Raw genomic sequence first — 17,654 nt, 5'->3', positions numbered from 1 at the left:
AATGAATAAAGGAGATGAAAGTGTTTAAAAAAGACCGTTTTTCAATTCGTAAGATTAAGGGAGTTGTAGGTTCTGTATTTCTTGGAAGCCTTTTGATGGCTCCTTCTGTAGTGGACGCAGCTACCTATCACTATGTAGATAAAGAGGTTATTTCACAAGAAGCTAAAGATTTAATCCAGACAGGAAAGCCTGATGGGAATGAAGTTGTATATGGTTTGGTGTACCAAAAAGACCAGCTGCCACAAACAGGGACAGAAGCATCTGTTTTGACAGCTTTTGGTTTGCTGACTGTTGGGAGCTTACTTGTAATCTACAAGAGAAAGAAAATTGCCAGCGTCTTTCTAGTTGGAGCTATGGGATTGGTAGTCCTTCCTAGTGCAGGAGCTGTAGACCCAGTTGCGACCCTAGCACCGGCTAGTCGAGAGGGTGTTGTTGAAATGGAGGGCTATCGCTATGTTGGTTATCTATCAGGTGACATCCTCAAAACGCTTGGCTTGGACACTGTTTTAGAAGAAGCCTCAGCTAAACCTGGAGAGGTGACTGTAGTCGAAGTTGAGAATCCCCAAGTAACAAGTAGTCAAGCACAACCTAGGGTAGAAACCCAAGCAGGAGTAGAGGAAGTTTCAGTAGAAGAAGCTCCTAAAATAGAAGAAGATCCAAAGGAAGAACCAAAATCGGAAGTAAAACCTACTGACGACCCCCTCCCTAAAGGAAAAGATGAAAAAGAAGATTCAGCAGAACCAGCTCCAGTTGAAGAAGTAAGTGGAGTAGTTGAGTCAAAAACAGATGAACAAGCACCAGTCAAACCGGAAAGTCAACCATCAGACAAACCAGCTGAGGAATCAAAAGTTGCAACTCCAGTAGAACAACCAAAAGTCCCAGAACAACCTGAGCAACCAAGGATACCAAAAGATTCATCACAACAAGAAGATCCTAAAGAGGATAAGGTATCGGAAGAGACACCGAAACAAGAAGATGCACAGCCAGCAGTAGTAGAATCAAAAGAGGAGGCTGCTAATCAACCTGTTGAAGAACCAAAAGTGGAAACGCCTGCTGTAGAAAAACAAACGGAACCAAAAGTTGAACAAGCAGGTGAACCAGTCGCGCCAAGTGAAGACGAAAAGGCACCAGTCTCTCCAGAAAAGCAACCAGAAGCTCCTGAAGAAGAGAAGACTGCGGAAGAAACACCGAAACAAGAAGAAGTATCTCCAGAGACTAAGGTTGAAGAAACTGTAGAACCAACAGAGGAGACCAAAACAGCTAAAGGTACGCAAGAAGAAGGCAAAGAAGGTCAAGCACCAGTACAAGAAGTAAACCCAGAATATAAAGTAACAACAGGTACAGTTGAGAAGTCTACCGAAAGTGAATTAGATTTCACAACAGAAGTAGTTCCGGATGACACAAAATATGTAGATGAAGAAGTTGTTGAACGTGAAGGGGCTAAAGGAGTTCAAGTTACCAAAACAACTTACGAAACAGTGGAAGGTGTAGAGACAGATAAAGTTCTTTCTACCAGTACGGAAGTGAAAATGCCTGCCGTTTCTAAAGTCGTTAAAAAAGGAACAAAACCAGTTGAAGGAACAACAGTTGAAACAAGAGAAGAAGCCATTCCTTTTGCTACAAAAACAGAAGATGATGACACTTTAAAACGTGGAACAACTACAGTTGCTCAAGAAGGTGTAAACGGTAAGAAACAAATTACTGAAACGTATAAAACAATTCGCGGAGAAAAAACAAACGAAGCTCCAACAGTAGAAGAAAAAGTTATCTTACAACCTCAAGATAAAATTATTAAGAATGGTACAAAAGGGTTAGAAAAACCTACTTTACAATGGGCTAATACTGAAAAAGATGTCTTGAAGAAGAGTGCGACAGCTAGTTATACATTGACAAAACCAGCTGGAGTAGAAATCAAATCAATCAAATTAGCATTAAAAGATAAAGATGGACAACTTGTTAAAGAAGTAACGGTAGAAGAAAATAAATTAAACGCTACTTTAGATAAATTGAAATATTATCAAGGTTACACCCTATCTACTACAATGGTTTATGATCGTGGAGAAGGCGAAGAAACTGAGAAATTAGAAGATAAACAAATTCAGTTAGACCTTAAAAAAGTTGAAATCAAAAACATCAAAGAAACTAGCTTGATGAGTGTGGATGATGCTGGTGTTGAAACAGATAAGAGCTTACTTACTGAAAAACCGACAGACGTTGCACCACTTTACTTACGTGTAACAACTCACGACAACAAAGTGGCAAGACTTGCAGTAAGTTCTGTTGAAGAAGTTGTTGTAGATGGAAAAACATTGTACAAAGTAGTAGCAAAAGCTCCAGACTTAGTTCAACGTAGATCTGATGATACACTGAGTGAAGAATATGTTCATTATTTTGAAAAACAATTACCAAAAGTAAATAATGTATACTACAACTTCAATGAACTTGTAAAAGATATGCAAGCTAACCCTACTGGAGAGTTCAAACTGGGTGCAGATCTTAATGCAGCCAATGTTAAAGGTAATGGTAAATCTTACGTAACATCCGTATTTAAAGGTAAGTTATCAAGTGTTGATGGTGGACGTTATTCAATCCATAATATAAGTCGTCCATTATTTGGAAACATTCAAGGTGGTCATATTCATGATATAAATCTTGCTAATGTGAATATTAACATGCCGGGAGAAAATCAAATTGCACCCATTGCTAATGTCATTAAAGGTGGAACTACTATTGAAAATGTTAAAGTTACAGGTGATGTAGTTGGTCGTGACTGGGTATCTGGATTTATTGATAAGATTGATAGTGGCGGTACATTGAGAAATGTAGCTTTTATTGGGAATGTGACCTCTATTGGTACAGGTAGTTCGTTCTTGACTGGTATTGTTGGTGAAAACTGGAAGGGGCTGGTAGAGCAGGCTTATGTAGATGCCAATATTCGAGGGAAGAAAGCTAAGGCTGCAGGTATAGCTTACTGGTCGCAAAATGGAGGCGATAACTATGCTGTAGGTAGAGAGGGAGCTATTAAAAAATCTGTTGTTAAAGGTACAATAGTTGTGGAAGAACCAATTGAAGTTGGCGGTGCTGTTGGAAGTCTTAACATGCATGGTTCGATTGAAGATTCTGTTTCAATGATGAAAGTTGAAACCGGAGAAATATTTTATGGTTCACATGATATCAGTGCCGATCCTTATTGGACTGGTAACAATGTTAATAGAAACTACGTTGTAAAAGATGTAAGTAAGGGTACTTCATCATACAAGCATTCTAAAGAATTGCATCGTATTAAGCCTATAACACAAGAGGAAGCTGATAAGAAAATTAAAGAATTGGCTATCACAGCAGATAAATATGCAATTACAGAGCCAATTGTAAATAAACTCAACGCTCTCACAACACGGGATAATGAGTATAAGACAACGCAAGATTACAAAGTTGAACGTGAACAAGCCTATCGCAACATTGAAAAACTTCAACCGTTCTATAATAAAGAGTGGATTGTAAACCAAGGGAATAAGTTAACAGATGAGTCCAATCTTGTTAAGAAAACCGTTCTGTCTGTAACGGGTATGAAATCAGGGCAATTTGTTACTGATTTATCAAGTGTGGATAAAATCATGATTCACTATGACGATGGAACCAAAGAAGAATTTGGGGTATCTGCGGTTTCGGACTCTAGGGTAAAACAAGTCAAAGAATATAATGTAGATGATTTAGGTGTAGTTTACACTCCTAATATGGTTGATAAGAACAGAGATTCTTTGATTACGAAAGTTAAAGAGAAGTTGAGTTCTGTTGCTTTAGACTCTGCTGAGGTTAAAGCTATTACAAATAACCCTGCATCTCTATACCTAGAAGAAAGTTTCGCTGAGGTTAGAGAGACGTTAGATAAGTTAGTGAAGTCCTTGTTAGAAAATGAAGATCATCAACTGAACAGTGATGAAGTGGCTGAGAAGGCGCTTCTCAAGAAAGTTGAAGATAATAAAGCTAAGATTATATTAGCCTTGACTTATCTAAATCGTTATTATGGTATCGACTATGATGGCTTGAACTTTAAGCATTTGATGATGTTTAAACCAGACTTTTATGGTAAAACACCAAGTATTTTAGATTTCTTGATTCGTATAGGTTCAGCAGAAAAGAATTTAAAAGGAGATAGAAGTTTAGAAGCTTATCGTGAAGTTATTGGTGGTACTATTGGAAAAGGGGAATTAAATGGCTTGTTAGGTTATAACATGCGTTTATTCACTAAGTACACCGACTTAAATGACTGGTTTATTCATGCTGCAAAGAACGTTTATGTTTCTGAGCCCGAAACGACTACAGAGGATTTCAAAGATAAGCGCCATCGTATTTATGATGGTTTGAATAATGATGTTCATAGTCGTATGATTTTACCATTGCTTAACTTGAAGAAAGCTCATATCTTTGTAATATCTACTTACAATACGATAGCTTTTAGTTCATTTGAGAAATATGGTAAGAATACAGAAGAAGAGCGTAATGCCTATAAAGCGGAGATTGATAAAGTAGCCAAAGCGCAACAACGTTACTTAGACTTTTGGTCTCGTTTAGCTTTACCAAAGGTTCGGAATCAATTATTGAAGAGTCAAAATTCTGTACCAACTCCAGTTTGGGATAACCAAGCCTATGCTGGTTTAGGTGGAGCGAATCGTATGGGTTATGGTGATGGTGGTAAGGTTGTTACACCAGTCCGTGAGTTATTCGGCCCGACTGATCGTTGGCACCAAATTAATTGGAATATGGGTGCTATGGCGAAGATTTATGAGCGTCCTTGGAAAGATGATCAAGTTTACTTCATGGTAACAAATATGATGGAACCATTCGGTATTTCAGCTTTCACTCATGAAACTACACACGTAAATGACCGTATGGCTTATTACGGTGGGGATTGGCATCGTGAAGGTACGGATTTAGAAGCCTTTGCTCAAGGTATGTTGCAAACTCCTGATAAATCAACTCCGAATAGTGAATATGGTGCTCTCGGTATCAATATGGCTTATAAGCGTAAAAATGATGGTGAACAGTTATACAATTATGACCCGGATAAGTTAGATAGTCGAGAGAAGATTGATAGTTACATGAAGAACTACAATGAGTCTATGATGATGCTTGATTACTTAGAAGCTGATGCCGTTATTAAACAGAAGTTAACTGATAATTCTAAGTGGTTCAAGAAGATGGATAAAGAGTGGCGCACTAATGCGGATAGAAACCGTTTAATTGGAGAACCACATCAGTGGGATAAATTACGTGACTTGACAGAAGAAGAGAAAAGATTGGCAATTGATAGTATTGACAAGTTGGTAGAGAATAATTTTGTAACTCTTCATGGTATGCCGGGTAACGGTCGTTACCGCACAGAAGGATTTGATAGTGCTTATCAGACAGTGAACATGATGGCAGGTGTCTTTGGAGGAAATACGAGTCGAAGTACCGTAGGTTCTATTTCCTTTAAACATAATACTTTCCGTATGTGGGGGTATTATGGTTATGAAAATGGCTTCATTCCTTATGTTTCTAATAAGTTAAAAGGAGCTGCAAATAAAGAGAATGAAGGGCTTTTAGGTGATGATTTCATTATCAAGAAAGTTTCTAAGAATCAATTCCAAAATCTCGAAGAGTGGAAGAAGCATTGGTATCATGAAGTTTATGATAAAGCACAAAAAGGCTTTGTTGAGATTGAGGTAGACGGAGTGAAAATTTCAACGTATGCTCAGTTACAATCCTTATTTGAAGAAGCTGTTAGCAAAGATCTTGCAGGTATGGATGATAAGAACATTAAGAATCATTACCAATATACAGAGAATCTCAAGTGGAAAATATACAAACAACTCCTTAAAAACACAGACGGTTTCTCTGGTGATCTATTTACTGCACCACAAGCATAGGGATGAATAAAATCGTAAAAAGGTAGATCAGCTTTGTCTGTATCTGCCTTTTTATGCTATACTTAAGGTATGCATAGAAAAACAGTGATTGATTTTAGGGCTTTGGGGGAGAGATACACCTTTACCCAGCCTATTAAAGAGTTAAAAACCAGAGATTTAGCAGAAGTGGCAGACTTGTTGTCACAAGTGGAAAGCTACCAAGAGCAGGGTTACTATGTGGTGGGCTATGTCAGCTACGAGGCTGCACCTGCTTTTGAGGAGAAATTAGCAGTTCATAAGGCACCTTTACTGGACGAGTATTTGCTTTACTTTACTGTTCACGATAGGGTGGAGACCTCCCCTATTCCTCTGACTTATGATGAGGTTGATTTGCCTTCAAATTGGCAGGAAGTAACGTCAGCAGTAGACTATGAAAAGGCTATTGCCCAGATTCACCATCATTTGCGGCAGGGAGATACCTATCAGGTCAACTACACCGTCCAACTAAAACAAGATTTAAGTGCCAATCCTTTTGCCATCTACAATCGTATGGTGGTAGAGCAGGAGGCGGGCTACAATGCCTATGTGGAACATGACGAGATGGCAGTGATTTCCATGAGCCCAGAGCTCTTTTTTGAGCAAAATGGCCGCGAGTTGACAACGCGACCAATGAAGGGAACGACTCAGCGTGGCATGACTGACCAAGAAGATTTGGGGCAGGCTAGTTGGCTGGAGCAGGATCCCAAAAATCGCTCTGAAAATATGATGATTGTGGACCTCTTGCGCAATGATATGAACCGTATCTCTGAAGTGGGGAGCGAGCACGTGGAGCGTCTGTGTCAGGTAGAGCAGTATTCAACTGTGTGGCAGATGACTTCGACTATCAAGAGTCAGTTGCGAGAGGATGTTGACCTTGTTGAAATCTTCCGTTCTCTATTTCCTTGCGGTTCCATAACGGGAGCTCCGAAAATTGCGACTATGGAGATTATCAAGGACCTAGAGCCGCAACCGCGTGGAGTTTACTGCGGAACGATTGGTTTCTTGCTTCCAAATGGACGACGGATTTTTAATGTGGCCATTCGGACGATTCAACTGTATCAAGGGAAAGCCATCTATGGAGTTGGCGGAGGCATTACATGGGATAGCACTTGGGAATCTGAGTATCGAGAGGTTCATCAAAAGGCAGCTGTTCTCTATCGTAAACAAGCTCGTTTCAAACTGATTACTACAGGGAAAATCAGCCAGAAGTGCTTGCTGTTTGAGAATCAACATATAGAAAGGCTGAGAAAAGCTAGTCGGTATTTTGCCTTTCCATTTGATTCAGAAAACTTGAAACAAAAGATAGAGGAAGAGTGTCAGGATTGTGAAGTTAATCAAGATTACCGCTTGCGAATTTCTCTCAGCAAATCTGGAGAGATAGAAGTCAATCGTCAAGTATTAACCCCTCTTAGTACAAGCTTTTGTCAGGCCCAAGTCTGCCTTCAAGAAGCTGCTTTGAATCAATCCTTTACCTACTTTAAAACGACTCACCGACCGCATTTGAGTTTAGGAGAACAAGAAATTATTTACCATAATGTAGCTGGAGAGCTATTGGAAACCTCAATCGGAAATTTGGTTCTGAAAATCGCTGGAAAACTCTACACACCGCCTATCCGACTGGGAATCTTGCCAGGAATTTACCGTCAGTATTTACTAGAAACAGGACAGGTAGAAGAGAAAGTCTTGACCTTGGCAGACTTAGCCCAAGCAGAAGCTATTTACGGCTGTAATGCAGTGAGAGGCTTGTATGAATTAAACCTAGAGGAGAATTAGATGAAACTGATATTTTTACACGGTTTAGGGCAGTCAGCAGAGTCTTGGAAAGAAGTTCGGAATCTACTGACAGATTATCCTTCTGAGGCTATCGAGTTATTTCCTTCTGGAATTAGCAGCTATCAAAAAGCCAAGGAGCTTATTACCTTAAATCAAACGGTAAAATGGCACAAGGTGAGTGGGTTTATGATTCTTCTTACCAAGCCTGGTATTACTTGAAATCAGATGGTTCATACGCTCGCAATGCATGGCAAGGAAATTACTATTTGAAATCAGATGGTAAAATGGCTAAGAATGAGCGAGTTGATGGAGGCCGCTACTATGTAGATGCCTCAGGTCTCTGGAAACCATAAATCAGATAAAATTCAGAAAGTTAATGCAAACCTTTGCATAAACGATTAGTTTTTGTTATACTAATACTGTAAGCATTTTCAATTAATTCATAATAAAAAAGGAGAATATGATGAGTCAAAAGATTATTGGAATTGACCTTGGTGGAACATCTATCAAGTTCGCAATTTTAACTCAAGAGGGAGAAATCCAAGAAAAATGGTCTATCAAGACCAACATTTTGGATGAGGGAAGTCATATCGTAGATGATATGATTGAGTCTATTCAACATCGTTTGGCCTTGCTTGGATTGGCAGCAGCGGACTTCCAAGGAATTGGAATGGGGTCACCAGGTGTGGTTGACCGTGAAAACGGGACTGTTATTGGTGCCTACAATTTGAACTGGAAAACCCTTCAACCAATTAAAGAGAAAATTGAAAAAGCCTTGGGCATTCCATTTTTCATCGATAATGATGCCAACGTGGCAGCTCTTGGTGAGCGCTGGATGGGGGCTGGTGATAACCAACCAGATGTTGTCTTTATGACACTTGGTACTGGTGTTGGTGGTGGTATCGTCGCAGAAGGCAAATTGCTTCACGGTGTTGCTGGTGCAGCAGGTGAGCTTGGCCACATCACTGTTGACTTTGACCAACCAATCGCATGTACTTGCGGTAAGAAAGGCTGCCTTGAGACAGTCGCTTCAGCAACAGGGATTGTCAACTTGACTCGTCGTTATGCCGATGAATACGAAGGCGATGCAGCCTTGAAACGCTTGATTGATAATGGAGAAGAAGTGACTGCTAAGACTGTCTTTGACCTTGCAAAAGAAGGAGACGACCTTGCTTTAATCGTTTACCGTAACTTCTCACGTTACTTAGGAATTGCTTGTGCTAACATCGGTTCAATCCTAAACCCATCAACAATTGTTATCGGTGGTGGTGTGTCAGCTGCAGGAGAATTCCTTCTACAAGGTGTTCAAAAAGTTTACGATGAAAATAGTTTCCCACAAGTACGCACATCCACTAAATTAGCTCTTGCAACTCTAGGAAATGACGCTGGAGTTATCGGGGCAGCATCACTTGTATTGCAATAAGATAAAAAAGGAGAAAATTGCTTTCCAGAAGCGAGTGATTTTCCTCCTTTCTTTTTTTATGCTATACTAGTTAGGACAATGAATGAGGTGAGACGAAATGACAAAAGCAGATACGATTTTTAAAGAAAATATTGAACGAATCCTTAAAGACGGTGTATTTTCTGAGCAGGCTCGTCCCAAGTACAAGGATGGAACCGTGGCTAACTCCAAGTACATAACCGGTGCCTTTGCCGAGTATGATTTGGCTAAGGGCGAATTTCCCATCACGACTTTGCGTCCCATTGCTATCAAATCAGCTATCAAGGAAGTGCTATGGATCTACCAAGACCAGTCCAACAGCCTAGAAGTGCTTAATGATAAGTACAATGTCCACTACTGGAATGACTGGGAAGTGGGAGATACAGGTACTATTGGAGAGCGATATGGTGCTGTTGTTAAGAAACACGACATTATCAACAAGCTTCTCAAACAGTTGGAAGCTAACCCTTGGAACCGTCGAAACATTATCTCCCTTTGGGATTACCAAGCTTTTGAGGAGACAGAGGGCCTCCTTCCATGCGCCTTTCAGACCATGTTTGATGTCCGCCGTGTAGATGGGGAAATCTATCTGGATGCGACCTTGACCCAGCGTTCTAACGATATGCTGGTGGCCCACCACATCAACGCTATGCAGTATGTGGCTCTTCAAATGATGATTGCCAAGCATTTTGGCTGGAAGGTTGGGAAGTTCTTCTATTTTATCAACAACCTTCATATCTATGATAATCAATTTGAACAAGCTCAGGAATTGCTCCGTCGTGAGCCGTCAAACTGCCAACCACGCTTGGTTTTAAATGTTCCTGATGGGACTAGTTTCTTTGATATAAAAGCAGAAGATTTTGAGTTGGTGGATTATGACCCTGTCAAGCCACAGTTGAAGTTTGATCTAGCTATTTAATACTCTTCGAAAATCTCTTCAAACCACGTCAGCGTCGCTTCATCTACAACCTCAAAACCATGTTTTGAGCTGACTTCGTCAGTTCTATCCACAACCTCAAAACAGTGCTTTGAGCTGGCTTCGTCAGTCTTATCTACAACCTCAAAGCAGTGCTTTGAGCAACCTGCGGCTAGCTTCCTAGTTTGCTCTTTGATTTTCATTGAGTATAAAAGAATAGAAAAAAGAAGTTGAGAATAATCCCAACTTCTTTTATTTCTTAACGTGATACACGACGGCGAGCTGCTTTTTTACGGTTTTCTTCGATGAAAGCTGCTTTTTGCTCTTCTGGTTCGATTACTTTCTTTTTAAATGCGTATACTGCACCTGCAACGGCAGCGACAGTTCCTGCGACACCTGTTACAAGACCTTTAGCGAATCCTTTAGCCATGAGTCTTCCTCCTTTATATTCTCAATCAGCCAGCCTCCTCAAGAGGTCACATTTTTCTGACTGACCTTTTTGTGTTATAATAATAGTAACGAAAAAATGGGAATTTTTCAAGGAAAAAAGATGAAAACAAAAATAATTGTGATTGTTGGACCGACTGCAGTTGGAAAAACAGCCCTTGCCATTGAAGTTGCAAAGCGTTTTAATGGCGAAGTGGTTAGTGGAGATAGCCAGCAAGTCTATCGAGAACTTGATATTGGGACGGCCAAGGCTAGTCCAGAAGAGCAGGCAGCTGTTCCTCATCATTTAATCGATGTTAGAGAGGTAACCGAGTCTTACTCGGCTTTTGATTTTGTTTCAGAAGCTAAGATGGCTATTGAGGATATTCACAGCCGTGGCAAGCTAGCCATTATAGCCGGTGGGACTGGGCTTTATATCCAGAGCTTGCTAGAAGGTTATCACCTGGGTGGGGAGACTCCTCATGAGGAGATTTTGGACTATCGAGCTAGTTTGGAGCCATATTCAGATGAGGAATTAGCTCATCTGGTGGCGCAAGCAGGCCTTGAAATTCCCCAGTTTAATCGTCGTCGTGCTATGCGTGCCTTGGAAATTGCCCATTTTGGTCAGGATTTGGAAAATCAAGAGACCTTGTATGAACCATTGATTATCTGCTTGGATGATGAACGCAGTCAATTATATGAACGAATCAATCATCGAGTGGATTTGATGTTTGAGGCTGGGCTTTTGGATGAGGCCAAGTGGCTCTTTGACCATTATCCAGATGTGCAGGCTGCTAAGGGAATTGGCTATAAGGAACTCTTTCCATATTTCCGCGGAGAGCAGACCTTGGAGGAAGCTAGTGAGAGTCTCAAACAGGCGACCCGTCGTTTTGCCAAGCGTCAGTTGACCTGGTTCCGTAATCGCATGCAGGTCACCTTTTATCAGATTGGAGAAGCTGGTGTGCAAGACCGCATTTTAAGCCAGATAGAGGAGTTTTTAGATGATTGAAACGGAGAAAAAAGAGGAACGGGTTCTGCTGATTGGTGTAGAATTGCAGGGAATGGACAATTTTGATCTCTCCATGGAAGAATTGGCCAGTTTAGCGAAAACGGCAGGGGCAGTCGTTGTAGATAGCTACAAACAAAAACGTGAAAAGTATGACTCCAAGACCTTCGTCGGCTCTGGTAAGTTGGAAGAGATTGCGCTTATGGTGGATGCAGAAGGAATCACCACTGTCATTGTCAACAACCGTCTGACCCCAAGGCAAAATGTCAATCTGGAGGAAGTTCTGGGTGTTAAGGTCATTGACCGTATGCAGTTGATTTTGGATATCTTTGCCATGCGAGCTCGAAGCCATGAAGGGAAGCTCCAAGTCCACCTAGCACAACTCAAATACCTCTTGCCTCGCTTGGTTGGTCAGGGGATTATGCTCAGTCGTCAGGCAGGGGGAATTGGTTCCCGTGGACCTGGTGAAAGCCAGCTGGAGCTGAATCGTCGTAGCGTTCGCAATCAAATCACGGATATCGAGCGCCAGCTCAAGGTGGTTGAGAAAAATCGGGCGACTGTCAGAGAAAAACGTCTGGAGTCTAGCACCTTTAAGATTGGTTTGATTGGTTATACCAATGCTGGGAAGTCAACTATCATGAACACCTTGACCAGTAAGACTCAGTATGAAGCAGACGAGCTCTTTGCGACTCTAGATGCGACGACTAAGAGTATCCATCTGGGAGGCAATCTCCAAGTAACTTTGACTGATACCGTTGGCTTTATCCAAGATTTGCCGACAGAGTTGGTATCCAGTTTCAAGTCGACCTTGGAAGAAAGCAAGCATGTGGACCTTCTAGTTCATGTTATCGATGCCAGCAATCCTTACCACGAAGAGCATGAAAAAACAGTTCTTTCTATCATGAAAGACTTGGATATGGAGGATATTCCTCGCCTGACACTTTATAATAAAGCGGATTTGGTGGAGGATTTTACGCCGACCCAAACGCCTTATGCCCTCATTTCTGCCAAATCTGAGGATAGTCGTGAGAACTTGCAATCTCTATTTTTAGAGAAAATCAAGGATGTTTTTGAAGTCTTTACCCTGCGAGTGCCTTTTTCAAAGTCCTACAAGATTCATGATTTAGAAAGTGTTGCGATTCTGGAAGAACGTGATTATCAGGATGACGGTGAAGTGATTAGAGGCTACATTTCTGAGAAAAACAAATGGAGGTTAGAGGAATTTTATGACTGATATTAAAACGTTGGCTCTAAAATATGGGGGCTATACAAGTCTGGACAAGGTCTATCTGGATCAGCTTCTAGCTGGCAAGACAGAGCAGGAGCAGTTGGCACTTATCACACCTCCGCCCAGTGTAGTCAATGCCTACTTTGCAGAGCTATACCAGAAAAAGAGTCCGGAGGCTGCGACTGATTATTTTGCAGAAGTCAGTCAGGAACTGAATCTCTACAATGCTGAGCCAAGTTTCACCCTAGAAAATAAGCCTTTTATTCGTCTTAATCTGTCTGGTAAATCCTTTGGTTTTTGCTATGAGAGTGAGGGGCTGGGGCGGATTTTCTCTGAGAATGAAGAGAAAATTTCAGATGACTTACTCTTTGAAATTGCGCAAATTTTTCCCCATCAACTAGTCTTTGAAGAGTCTGGTAAGATTTATATGAAGGCTGTCGGGGACGAGGAAGTTGTGAACGTGGAGAGTCTCACGGCTTTGACTGATTTAGAAAGCTTGGCTGATGGTCGTAAGCGTCTCAAAGGCTACAGCCAAGAGGATTTACTGCAAGAAGCTGCTGCTTTTTCTGGCAAGCGCTATTTCCGATCGGAAAACCGCACAGCCATGTTATATATTGATTAATTAGAAAGTATCGAATGGATATTCAATTTTTAGGAACGGGGGCTGGTCAGCCCTCTAAAGCCCGCAACGTTTCAAGTCTCGCCCTGAAACTCTTGGACGAGATTAACGAAGTTTGGCTCTTTGACTGTGGAGAGGGAACGCAAAATCGCATTCTGGAAACCACAATTCGACCACGTAAGGTCAGCAAAATCTTTATCACTCACCTGCATGGAGACCACATTTTTGGCTTGCCAGGATTCCTTTCTAGCCGTGCTTTTCAAGCTAATGAAGAGCAGACAGATTTGGAAATCTATGGGCCGCAAGGGATCAAGTCATTTGTCTTAACCAGCCTTCGTGTGTCAGGTTCTCGCCTGCCTTACCGTATTCATTTTCATGAGTTTGACCAAGATTCTCTAGGTAAAATCCTTGAGACCGATAAATTCACGGTGTATGCAGAGGAGTTGGATCATACTATATTCTGTGTTGGCTATCGTGTCATTCAAAAGGACTTGGAAGGAACGCTAGATGCTGAAAAACTCAAGGCGGCAGGTGTCCCATTTGGCCCACTTTTTGGGAAAATCAAAAACGGTCAGGACGTTGTTCTCGAAGACGGTACTGAAATCAAGGCAGCTGACTATATCTCAGCTCCCCGTCCAGGTAAAATTATCACTATTTTAGGAGACACTCGAAAAACGGATGCCAGTGTGCGTCTGGCTGTTAATGCCGATGTCCTTGTCCATGAGTCCACTTATGGCAAGGGTGATGAAAAAATTGCTCGTAACCATGGCCACTCAACCAACATGCAGGCAGCGGAGGTAGCAGTAGAAGCAGGTGCTAAACGACTCTTGCTCAACCATATCAGTGCCCGTTTCCTCTCAAAAGATATCAGCAAACTCAAGAAAGATGCTGCTAGTGTCTTTGAAAACGTCCATGTGGTCAAGGATTTGGAAGAAGTGGAAATCTAAAAGCTTGAGAAAGGAACAGTATGCCTACTATTCTCATTACCGGAGCTAGCGGTGGCCTAGCCCAAGAAATAGTCAAACTCCTGCCAGAAGACCAGCTCATCTTACTTGGTAGAAATAAGGAAAAATTAGCCCAACTCTACGGAAATCATCCACAAGCAGAATTGCTTGAAATAGACATTACCGATGACTCAGCCTTAGAATCTCTGGTAGCAGACCTCTATCTCCGCTATGGCAAGATTGATGTCTTGATAAACAACGCTGGTTACGGGATTTTTGAGGAATTCGACCAGATTTCTGACCAAGATATTCACCAGATGTTTGAGGTCAATACCTTTGCCCTGATGAATCTGTCTCGTCGCCTTGCGGCTCGAATGAAGGAAAGTCGAAAAGGCCATATTATCAATATCGTCAGCATGGCAGGTTTAATCGCTACTGGCAAGTCTAGTCTTTACTCAGCGACCAAGTTTGCCGCTATTGGTTTTTCAAATGCTCTGCGCCTAGAACTCATGTCCTACGGTGTTTATGTAACGACAGTTAATCCAGGACCAATTCGTACAGGATTTTTTGACCAGGCCGATCCAGATGGAACTTATCTCAAGTCGGTTGACCGCTTCCTGCTAGAACCAGATGCAGTGGCTAAAAAGATTGTCAAGATTATAGGAAAAAACAAACGAGAACTCAATCTTCCTGTTTTGTTGAATCTAGCCCATAAGTTTTATACTCTCTTTCCCAAGCTAGCAGATAAGTTGGCAGGGGAAACTTTTAATTATAAGTAAAAAGAACCAATGTGCAGGTTGTTGCTAGCCTACATATTGGTTCTTATCATTTCTCAACTATCAAACTGGACTTCTTCTAGGAGATAGTCGATAAAGCGTTCGCCCATCTTGGATAGGCTGGTTTTTTCATGCTGGATATAGACCAGCTCAATTGGGTCATCAATATCTAGTGGGATAGAAACGATATTGTCTCCGTTGAGGTTGCTATTCAAAATCCCTGTCGCAATCGTGTATCCATCCAGACCAATCAAGAGATTAAAGAGGGTAGCACGGTCGCTGACCACAATGGATTTCTTGTGGTGCTCTTGAGAAAGAATCTCTTCTGAAAAATAGAAGGAGTTGTGCGTCCCTTGGTCATAACTCAGATAAGGGAAGTTTTCTAAATCAGAGAGTTTCACCTTGTCTTTTTTTGCCAGAGGATTGGTCTTGCTGACAAAGATATGCGGTTGAGCGGTAAAAAGATGGTGAGCCAGCAGGTGGTTGTCATCCAGCATCTTGGTTAAAACATCACGGTTGTAGCTGTTAAAAAATAGGACCCCGACCTCACTACGGAAGTTCTTGACGTCGTCGATAATTTCCCAAGTACGAGTTTCACGAAGGAAGAGCTCGTATTTTTCCATATCGCTTTTCTTGAGTAGAGAGACAAAGGCATTGACCACAAAGGCATAGTGTTGAGACGAAACGCTAAAGAGTTCGCGGTGGGCGACAGGATTTTTATAGCGTTCCTCCAGAAGCTGGGTCTGCTCGACAACCTGACGGGCATAAGAGAGAAACTCCATCCCATCACGAGTCAAGGTAATGCCCTTGGGATTGCGGATAAAGATTTCAATGCCCATTTCATTTTCCAAATCTCTCACAGCGTTGGAAAGACTCGGTTGAGTGATAAAGAGTTGCTTGGCTGCCTCATTCATGGAGCCGGTTTCGACGATTTTGATAATATAATGTAATTGTTGAATTCTCATGTTTTTATTGTACCACACTTGCGTCAGAATCGCCAAAGAAGATAGGAAAATCAGGAGCATTGTGTAAGTCTCTTCTTGAAAAAAACACAAAATTTTGCTAGAATGAGTCTTATGAAAACATTCTATGATGTGCAGCAATTCCTCAAACGATTTGGTATTATTGTTTATATGGGAAAACGCTTATATGATATTGAACTGATGAAGTTGGAGCTCTCTCGAATTTACGATGCAGGGTTGATGGACAAACTGGATTATCTGGAAGCGGAAGCGGTTCTTCGCAGAGAGCACAAGGTAGAATTGGATTATATTGAGAAAAATGGAGAAAAGAACTAATGGTTACTTGGATTTTGTGGGCACTTATACTGGCAATGTTGGCGTGGATGGGCTTTAACTATCTTCGTATTCGCCGTGCGGCTAAAATCGTAGACAATGAGGAGTTTGAAGCCTTGATTCGTACGGGTCAATTGATTGATTTGCGCGATCCAGCTGAATTCCACAGAAAACATATCCTGGGTGCGCGCAATATTCCTTCAAGTCAGTTGAAAACTAGTCTTGCAGCTCTTCGTAAGGATAAACCTGTCCTTCTTTACGAAAACCAACGTGCGCAACGAGTTACAAATTCAGCCCTTTACTTGAAAAAACAAGGTTTTTCTGAGATTTATATCCTTTCTTATGGATTGGATTCTTGGAAAGGGAAAGTCAAAGTTGAGAAGTAAGAAAATGAGCTCGGATGTTTCCGAGCTCATTTTTTAACCACTTTTTCTGAGAAAGTCACGAATGCTTGCCAATTCTTGGGAGTTGAGGGGGCGATAGTCTCCTTCTTGAAGATTGTCATCCAAACTCCAAGGCCCGAAATGGGTACGTTTGAGAGAAGTCACCTTGACACCAACCGAGAGGAACATTTTCTTGACTTGATGAAATTTTCCTTCTGAAATGGTGATGGAGGCTCGACTGAGGGAAGGACTTGCAGATAGAATCTCTAGCCTTGCAGGTTTACAGACAGTACCATCTAAAAAGACAATTCCTTTTTGAAAGGCTTGGATATGGTCAGGTGTTAGAAGTCCATTAACCTCAACTTGATAAGTCTTATCGACATGATATTGGGGGTGGAGGAGCTGAAAGCCTAAGGGACCGTTATCGGTCAAGAGGAGGAACCCTGTCGTATCTCGGTCCAGTCGGCCGACGGCATAGAACTTGTCAGATTGGATGTCAGGTGACAGCAGGTCCATGACGGTCGGAAGTTCCTTGTCTTTGTTGGCTGTCACGACACCAACAGGCTTATGAAGCATCAGATAGGTGTGCTCATAGCCTCGAATGATACGATCCTGAAAAAGGAGTTCTTGTAGTCCTGTATCGATATTTTGGGCTAGGGAGCGGGCTGGGCAACCATCGACGAGAATTTCTCCTTTGAGTAAGGCTTGTTTCATGGCCTTTCGGCTAACTGTTTCTTGGGCTAATAAATTATCTAAACGCATACTGTGCTTATCTTATCATAAGTCGCTTGCTTTGAAAAGGCTTGACGTGAAAAGAAAAGCAGAGTGAAAACATTTACACTTGCTTGAATTATGTTATTTACTTGAAAATATGGTATAATCGTTCAGTTAGAAAATAAATTTTGAATATTATAGAGGAA

At 41.5% G+C, this 17,654-nt stretch carries 15 protein-coding genes and 2 pseudogenes; 13 read left to right on the top strand and 4 right to left on the bottom strand.

Annotated features, from left to right (window positions below):
- The first annotated feature begins 20 nt into the window (after window positions 1-20).
- The 6 genes and pseudogenes from OC530_RS02535 (at window position 21) to OC530_RS02510 (ending at window position 10,060) form a co-directional block, all read left to right on the top strand.
- Entirely contained in the window at window positions 21-5,909 is a 5,889-nt protein-coding gene (locus OC530_RS02535; protein ID WP_262079209.1) for a ZmpA/ZmpB/ZmpC family metallo-endopeptidase, read from the top strand.
- A 69-nt stretch (window positions 5,910-5,978) separates the two neighbouring features.
- Entirely contained in the window at window positions 5,979-7,700 is a 1,722-nt protein-coding gene (gene pabB, locus OC530_RS02530) for an aminodeoxychorismate synthase component I (RefSeq protein ID WP_262079207.1), read from the top strand.
- Window positions 7,701-7,844: pseudogene (locus OC530_RS02525) on the top strand (alpha/beta hydrolase); the annotation flags it as partial.
- A pseudogene (locus OC530_RS02520) lies at window positions 7,832-8,053 on the top strand (N-acetylmuramoyl-L-alanine amidase family protein); the annotation flags it as partial. The pseudogenes OC530_RS02525 and OC530_RS02520, both read left to right, overlap by 13 nt.
- Window positions 8,054-8,163: 110 nt before the next feature.
- Window positions 8,164-9,123 (top strand): ROK family glucokinase, encoded by a 960-nt coding sequence (locus OC530_RS02515; RefSeq protein WP_262079205.1) that lies wholly within the window; start codon window positions 8,164-8,166, stop codon window positions 9,121-9,123.
- 97 nt (window positions 9,124-9,220) lie between these two features.
- On the top strand, window positions 9,221-10,060 hold the full coding sequence (locus OC530_RS02510; protein WP_262079203.1) for a thymidylate synthase: 840 nt from the start codon (window positions 9,221-9,223) through the stop codon (window positions 10,058-10,060).
- On the opposite strand, the gene OC530_RS02505 is transcribed toward OC530_RS02510, so the two are convergent.
- Together OC530_RS02505 and OC530_RS02500 are read right to left on the bottom strand one after the other, a co-directional pair.
- Window positions 10,057-10,260 (bottom strand): hypothetical protein, encoded by a 204-nt coding sequence (locus tag OC530_RS02505; protein WP_262079201.1) that lies wholly within the window; start codon window positions 10,258-10,260, stop codon window positions 10,057-10,059. The genes OC530_RS02510 and OC530_RS02505 overlap by 4 nt on opposite strands.
- A gap of 56 nt (window positions 10,261-10,316) precedes the next feature.
- A complete protein-coding gene (locus OC530_RS02500) occupies window positions 10,317-10,487 on the bottom strand; it encodes a DUF3042 family protein (protein WP_001051780.1) in 171 nt (56 codons plus the stop codon).
- Between the two features lie 120 nt (window positions 10,488-10,607).
- Here OC530_RS02500 and miaA point away from each other — a divergent pair, with 120 nt between their 5' ends.
- The 5 genes from miaA to OC530_RS02475 are packed head-to-tail and all read left to right on the top strand — an operon-like array spanning window position 10,608 to window position 15,059.
- Window positions 10,608-11,492: a tRNA (adenosine(37)-N6)-dimethylallyltransferase MiaA gene (miaA, locus tag OC530_RS02495; protein ID WP_262079195.1), complete on the top strand. Its 885-nt coding sequence runs from the start codon at window positions 10,608-10,610 to the stop codon at window positions 11,490-11,492.
- Entirely contained in the window at window positions 11,485-12,723 is a 1,239-nt protein-coding gene (gene hflX, locus OC530_RS02490; RefSeq protein WP_262079193.1) for a GTPase HflX, read from the top strand. The genes miaA and hflX overlap by 8 nt, the downstream gene beginning before the upstream one ends.
- Window positions 12,716-13,339: a cystathionine beta-lyase gene (locus OC530_RS02485; RefSeq protein WP_262079191.1), complete on the top strand. Its 624-nt coding sequence runs from the start codon at window positions 12,716-12,718 to the stop codon at window positions 13,337-13,339. Before hflX ends, OC530_RS02485 begins: the two co-directional genes overlap by 8 nt.
- Window positions 13,340-13,353: 14 nt before the next feature.
- Complete coding sequence (rnz, locus tag OC530_RS02480) at window positions 13,354-14,283, top strand: ribonuclease Z (protein WP_261063122.1); 930 nt, start codon at window positions 13,354-13,356, stop codon at window positions 14,281-14,283.
- A 20-nt stretch (window positions 14,284-14,303) separates the two neighbouring features.
- On the top strand, window positions 14,304-15,059 hold the full coding sequence (locus OC530_RS02475) for an SDR family oxidoreductase (RefSeq protein ID WP_262079187.1): 756 nt from the start codon (window positions 14,304-14,306) through the stop codon (window positions 15,057-15,059).
- Window positions 15,060-15,112: 53 nt separating this feature from the next.
- Here OC530_RS02475 and OC530_RS02470 read toward each other — a convergent pair whose 3' ends face one another.
- Window positions 15,113-16,021 carry a LysR family transcriptional regulator gene (locus OC530_RS02470; RefSeq protein ID WP_049501939.1) on the bottom strand — a complete coding sequence of 303 codons (909 nt, stop codon included), beginning with the start codon at window positions 16,019-16,021 and terminating at the stop codon, window positions 15,113-15,115.
- A 102-nt stretch (window positions 16,022-16,123) separates the two neighbouring features.
- Between OC530_RS02470 and OC530_RS02465 the strand changes: the two genes are divergently transcribed.
- Complete coding sequence (locus tag OC530_RS02465; protein WP_001808324.1) at window positions 16,124-16,354, top strand: YqgQ family protein; 231 nt, start codon at window positions 16,124-16,126, stop codon at window positions 16,352-16,354.
- The gene (locus OC530_RS02460; RefSeq protein WP_262079182.1) at window positions 16,354-16,737 is read left to right on the top strand and encodes a rhodanese-like domain-containing protein; all 384 of its coding nucleotides are present in this window, start codon (window positions 16,354-16,356) and stop codon (window positions 16,735-16,737) included. The genes OC530_RS02465 and OC530_RS02460 overlap by 1 nt, the downstream gene beginning before the upstream one ends.
- 33 nt (window positions 16,738-16,770) lie before the next feature.
- On the opposite strand, the gene OC530_RS02455 is transcribed toward OC530_RS02460, so the two are convergent.
- The gene (locus OC530_RS02455; protein WP_262079181.1) at window positions 16,771-17,496 is read right to left on the bottom strand and encodes a pseudouridine synthase; all 726 of its coding nucleotides are present in this window, start codon (window positions 17,494-17,496) and stop codon (window positions 16,771-16,773) included.
- Window positions 17,497-17,654 lie beyond the last annotated feature (158 nt).

It is taken from the genome of Streptococcus sp. Marseille-Q5619 (assembly GCF_946901205.1).
Classification (GTDB): Bacteria; Bacillota; Bacilli; order Lactobacillales; family Streptococcaceae; genus Streptococcus.
This window is presented reverse-complemented; position numbering and strand designations above follow the sequence as displayed.

Bases quoted from the DNA above. Each gene is read 5' to 3' on its own strand.
- pabB (WP_262079207.1), top strand. From the start codon at position 5,979: ATGCATAGAAAAACAGTGATTGATTTTAGGGCTTTGGGGGAGAGATAC.
- OC530_RS02515 (WP_262079205.1), top strand. From the start codon at position 8,164: ATGAGTCAAAAGATTATTGGAATTGACCTTGGTGGAACATCTATCAAG.
- OC530_RS02510 (WP_262079203.1), top strand. From the start codon at position 9,221: ATGACAAAAGCAGATACGATTTTTAAAGAAAATATTGAACGAATCCTT.
- OC530_RS02505 (WP_262079201.1), bottom strand. From the start codon at position 10,260: ATGAAAATCAAAGAGCAAACTAGGAAGCTAGCCGCAGGTTGCTCAAAG.
- OC530_RS02500 (WP_001051780.1), bottom strand. From the start codon at position 10,487: ATGGCTAAAGGATTCGCTAAAGGTCTTGTAACAGGTGTCGCAGGAACT.
- miaA (WP_262079195.1), top strand. From the start codon at position 10,608: ATGAAAACAAAAATAATTGTGATTGTTGGACCGACTGCAGTTGGAAAA.
- hflX (WP_262079193.1), top strand. From the start codon at position 11,485: ATGATTGAAACGGAGAAAAAAGAGGAACGGGTTCTGCTGATTGGTGTA.
- OC530_RS02485 (WP_262079191.1), top strand. From the start codon at position 12,716: ATGACTGATATTAAAACGTTGGCTCTAAAATATGGGGGCTATACAAGT.
- rnz (WP_261063122.1), top strand. From the start codon at position 13,354: ATGGATATTCAATTTTTAGGAACGGGGGCTGGTCAGCCCTCTAAAGCC.
- OC530_RS02475 (WP_262079187.1), top strand. From the start codon at position 14,304: ATGCCTACTATTCTCATTACCGGAGCTAGCGGTGGCCTAGCCCAAGAA.
- OC530_RS02470 (WP_049501939.1), bottom strand. From the start codon at position 16,021: ATGAGAATTCAACAATTACATTATATTATCAAAATCGTCGAAACCGGC.
- OC530_RS02465 (WP_001808324.1), top strand. From the start codon at position 16,124: ATGAGTCTTATGAAAACATTCTATGATGTGCAGCAATTCCTCAAACGA.
- OC530_RS02460 (WP_262079182.1), top strand. From the start codon at position 16,354: ATGGTTACTTGGATTTTGTGGGCACTTATACTGGCAATGTTGGCGTGG.
- OC530_RS02455 (WP_262079181.1), bottom strand. From the start codon at position 17,496: ATGCGTTTAGATAATTTATTAGCCCAAGAAACAGTTAGCCGAAAGGCC.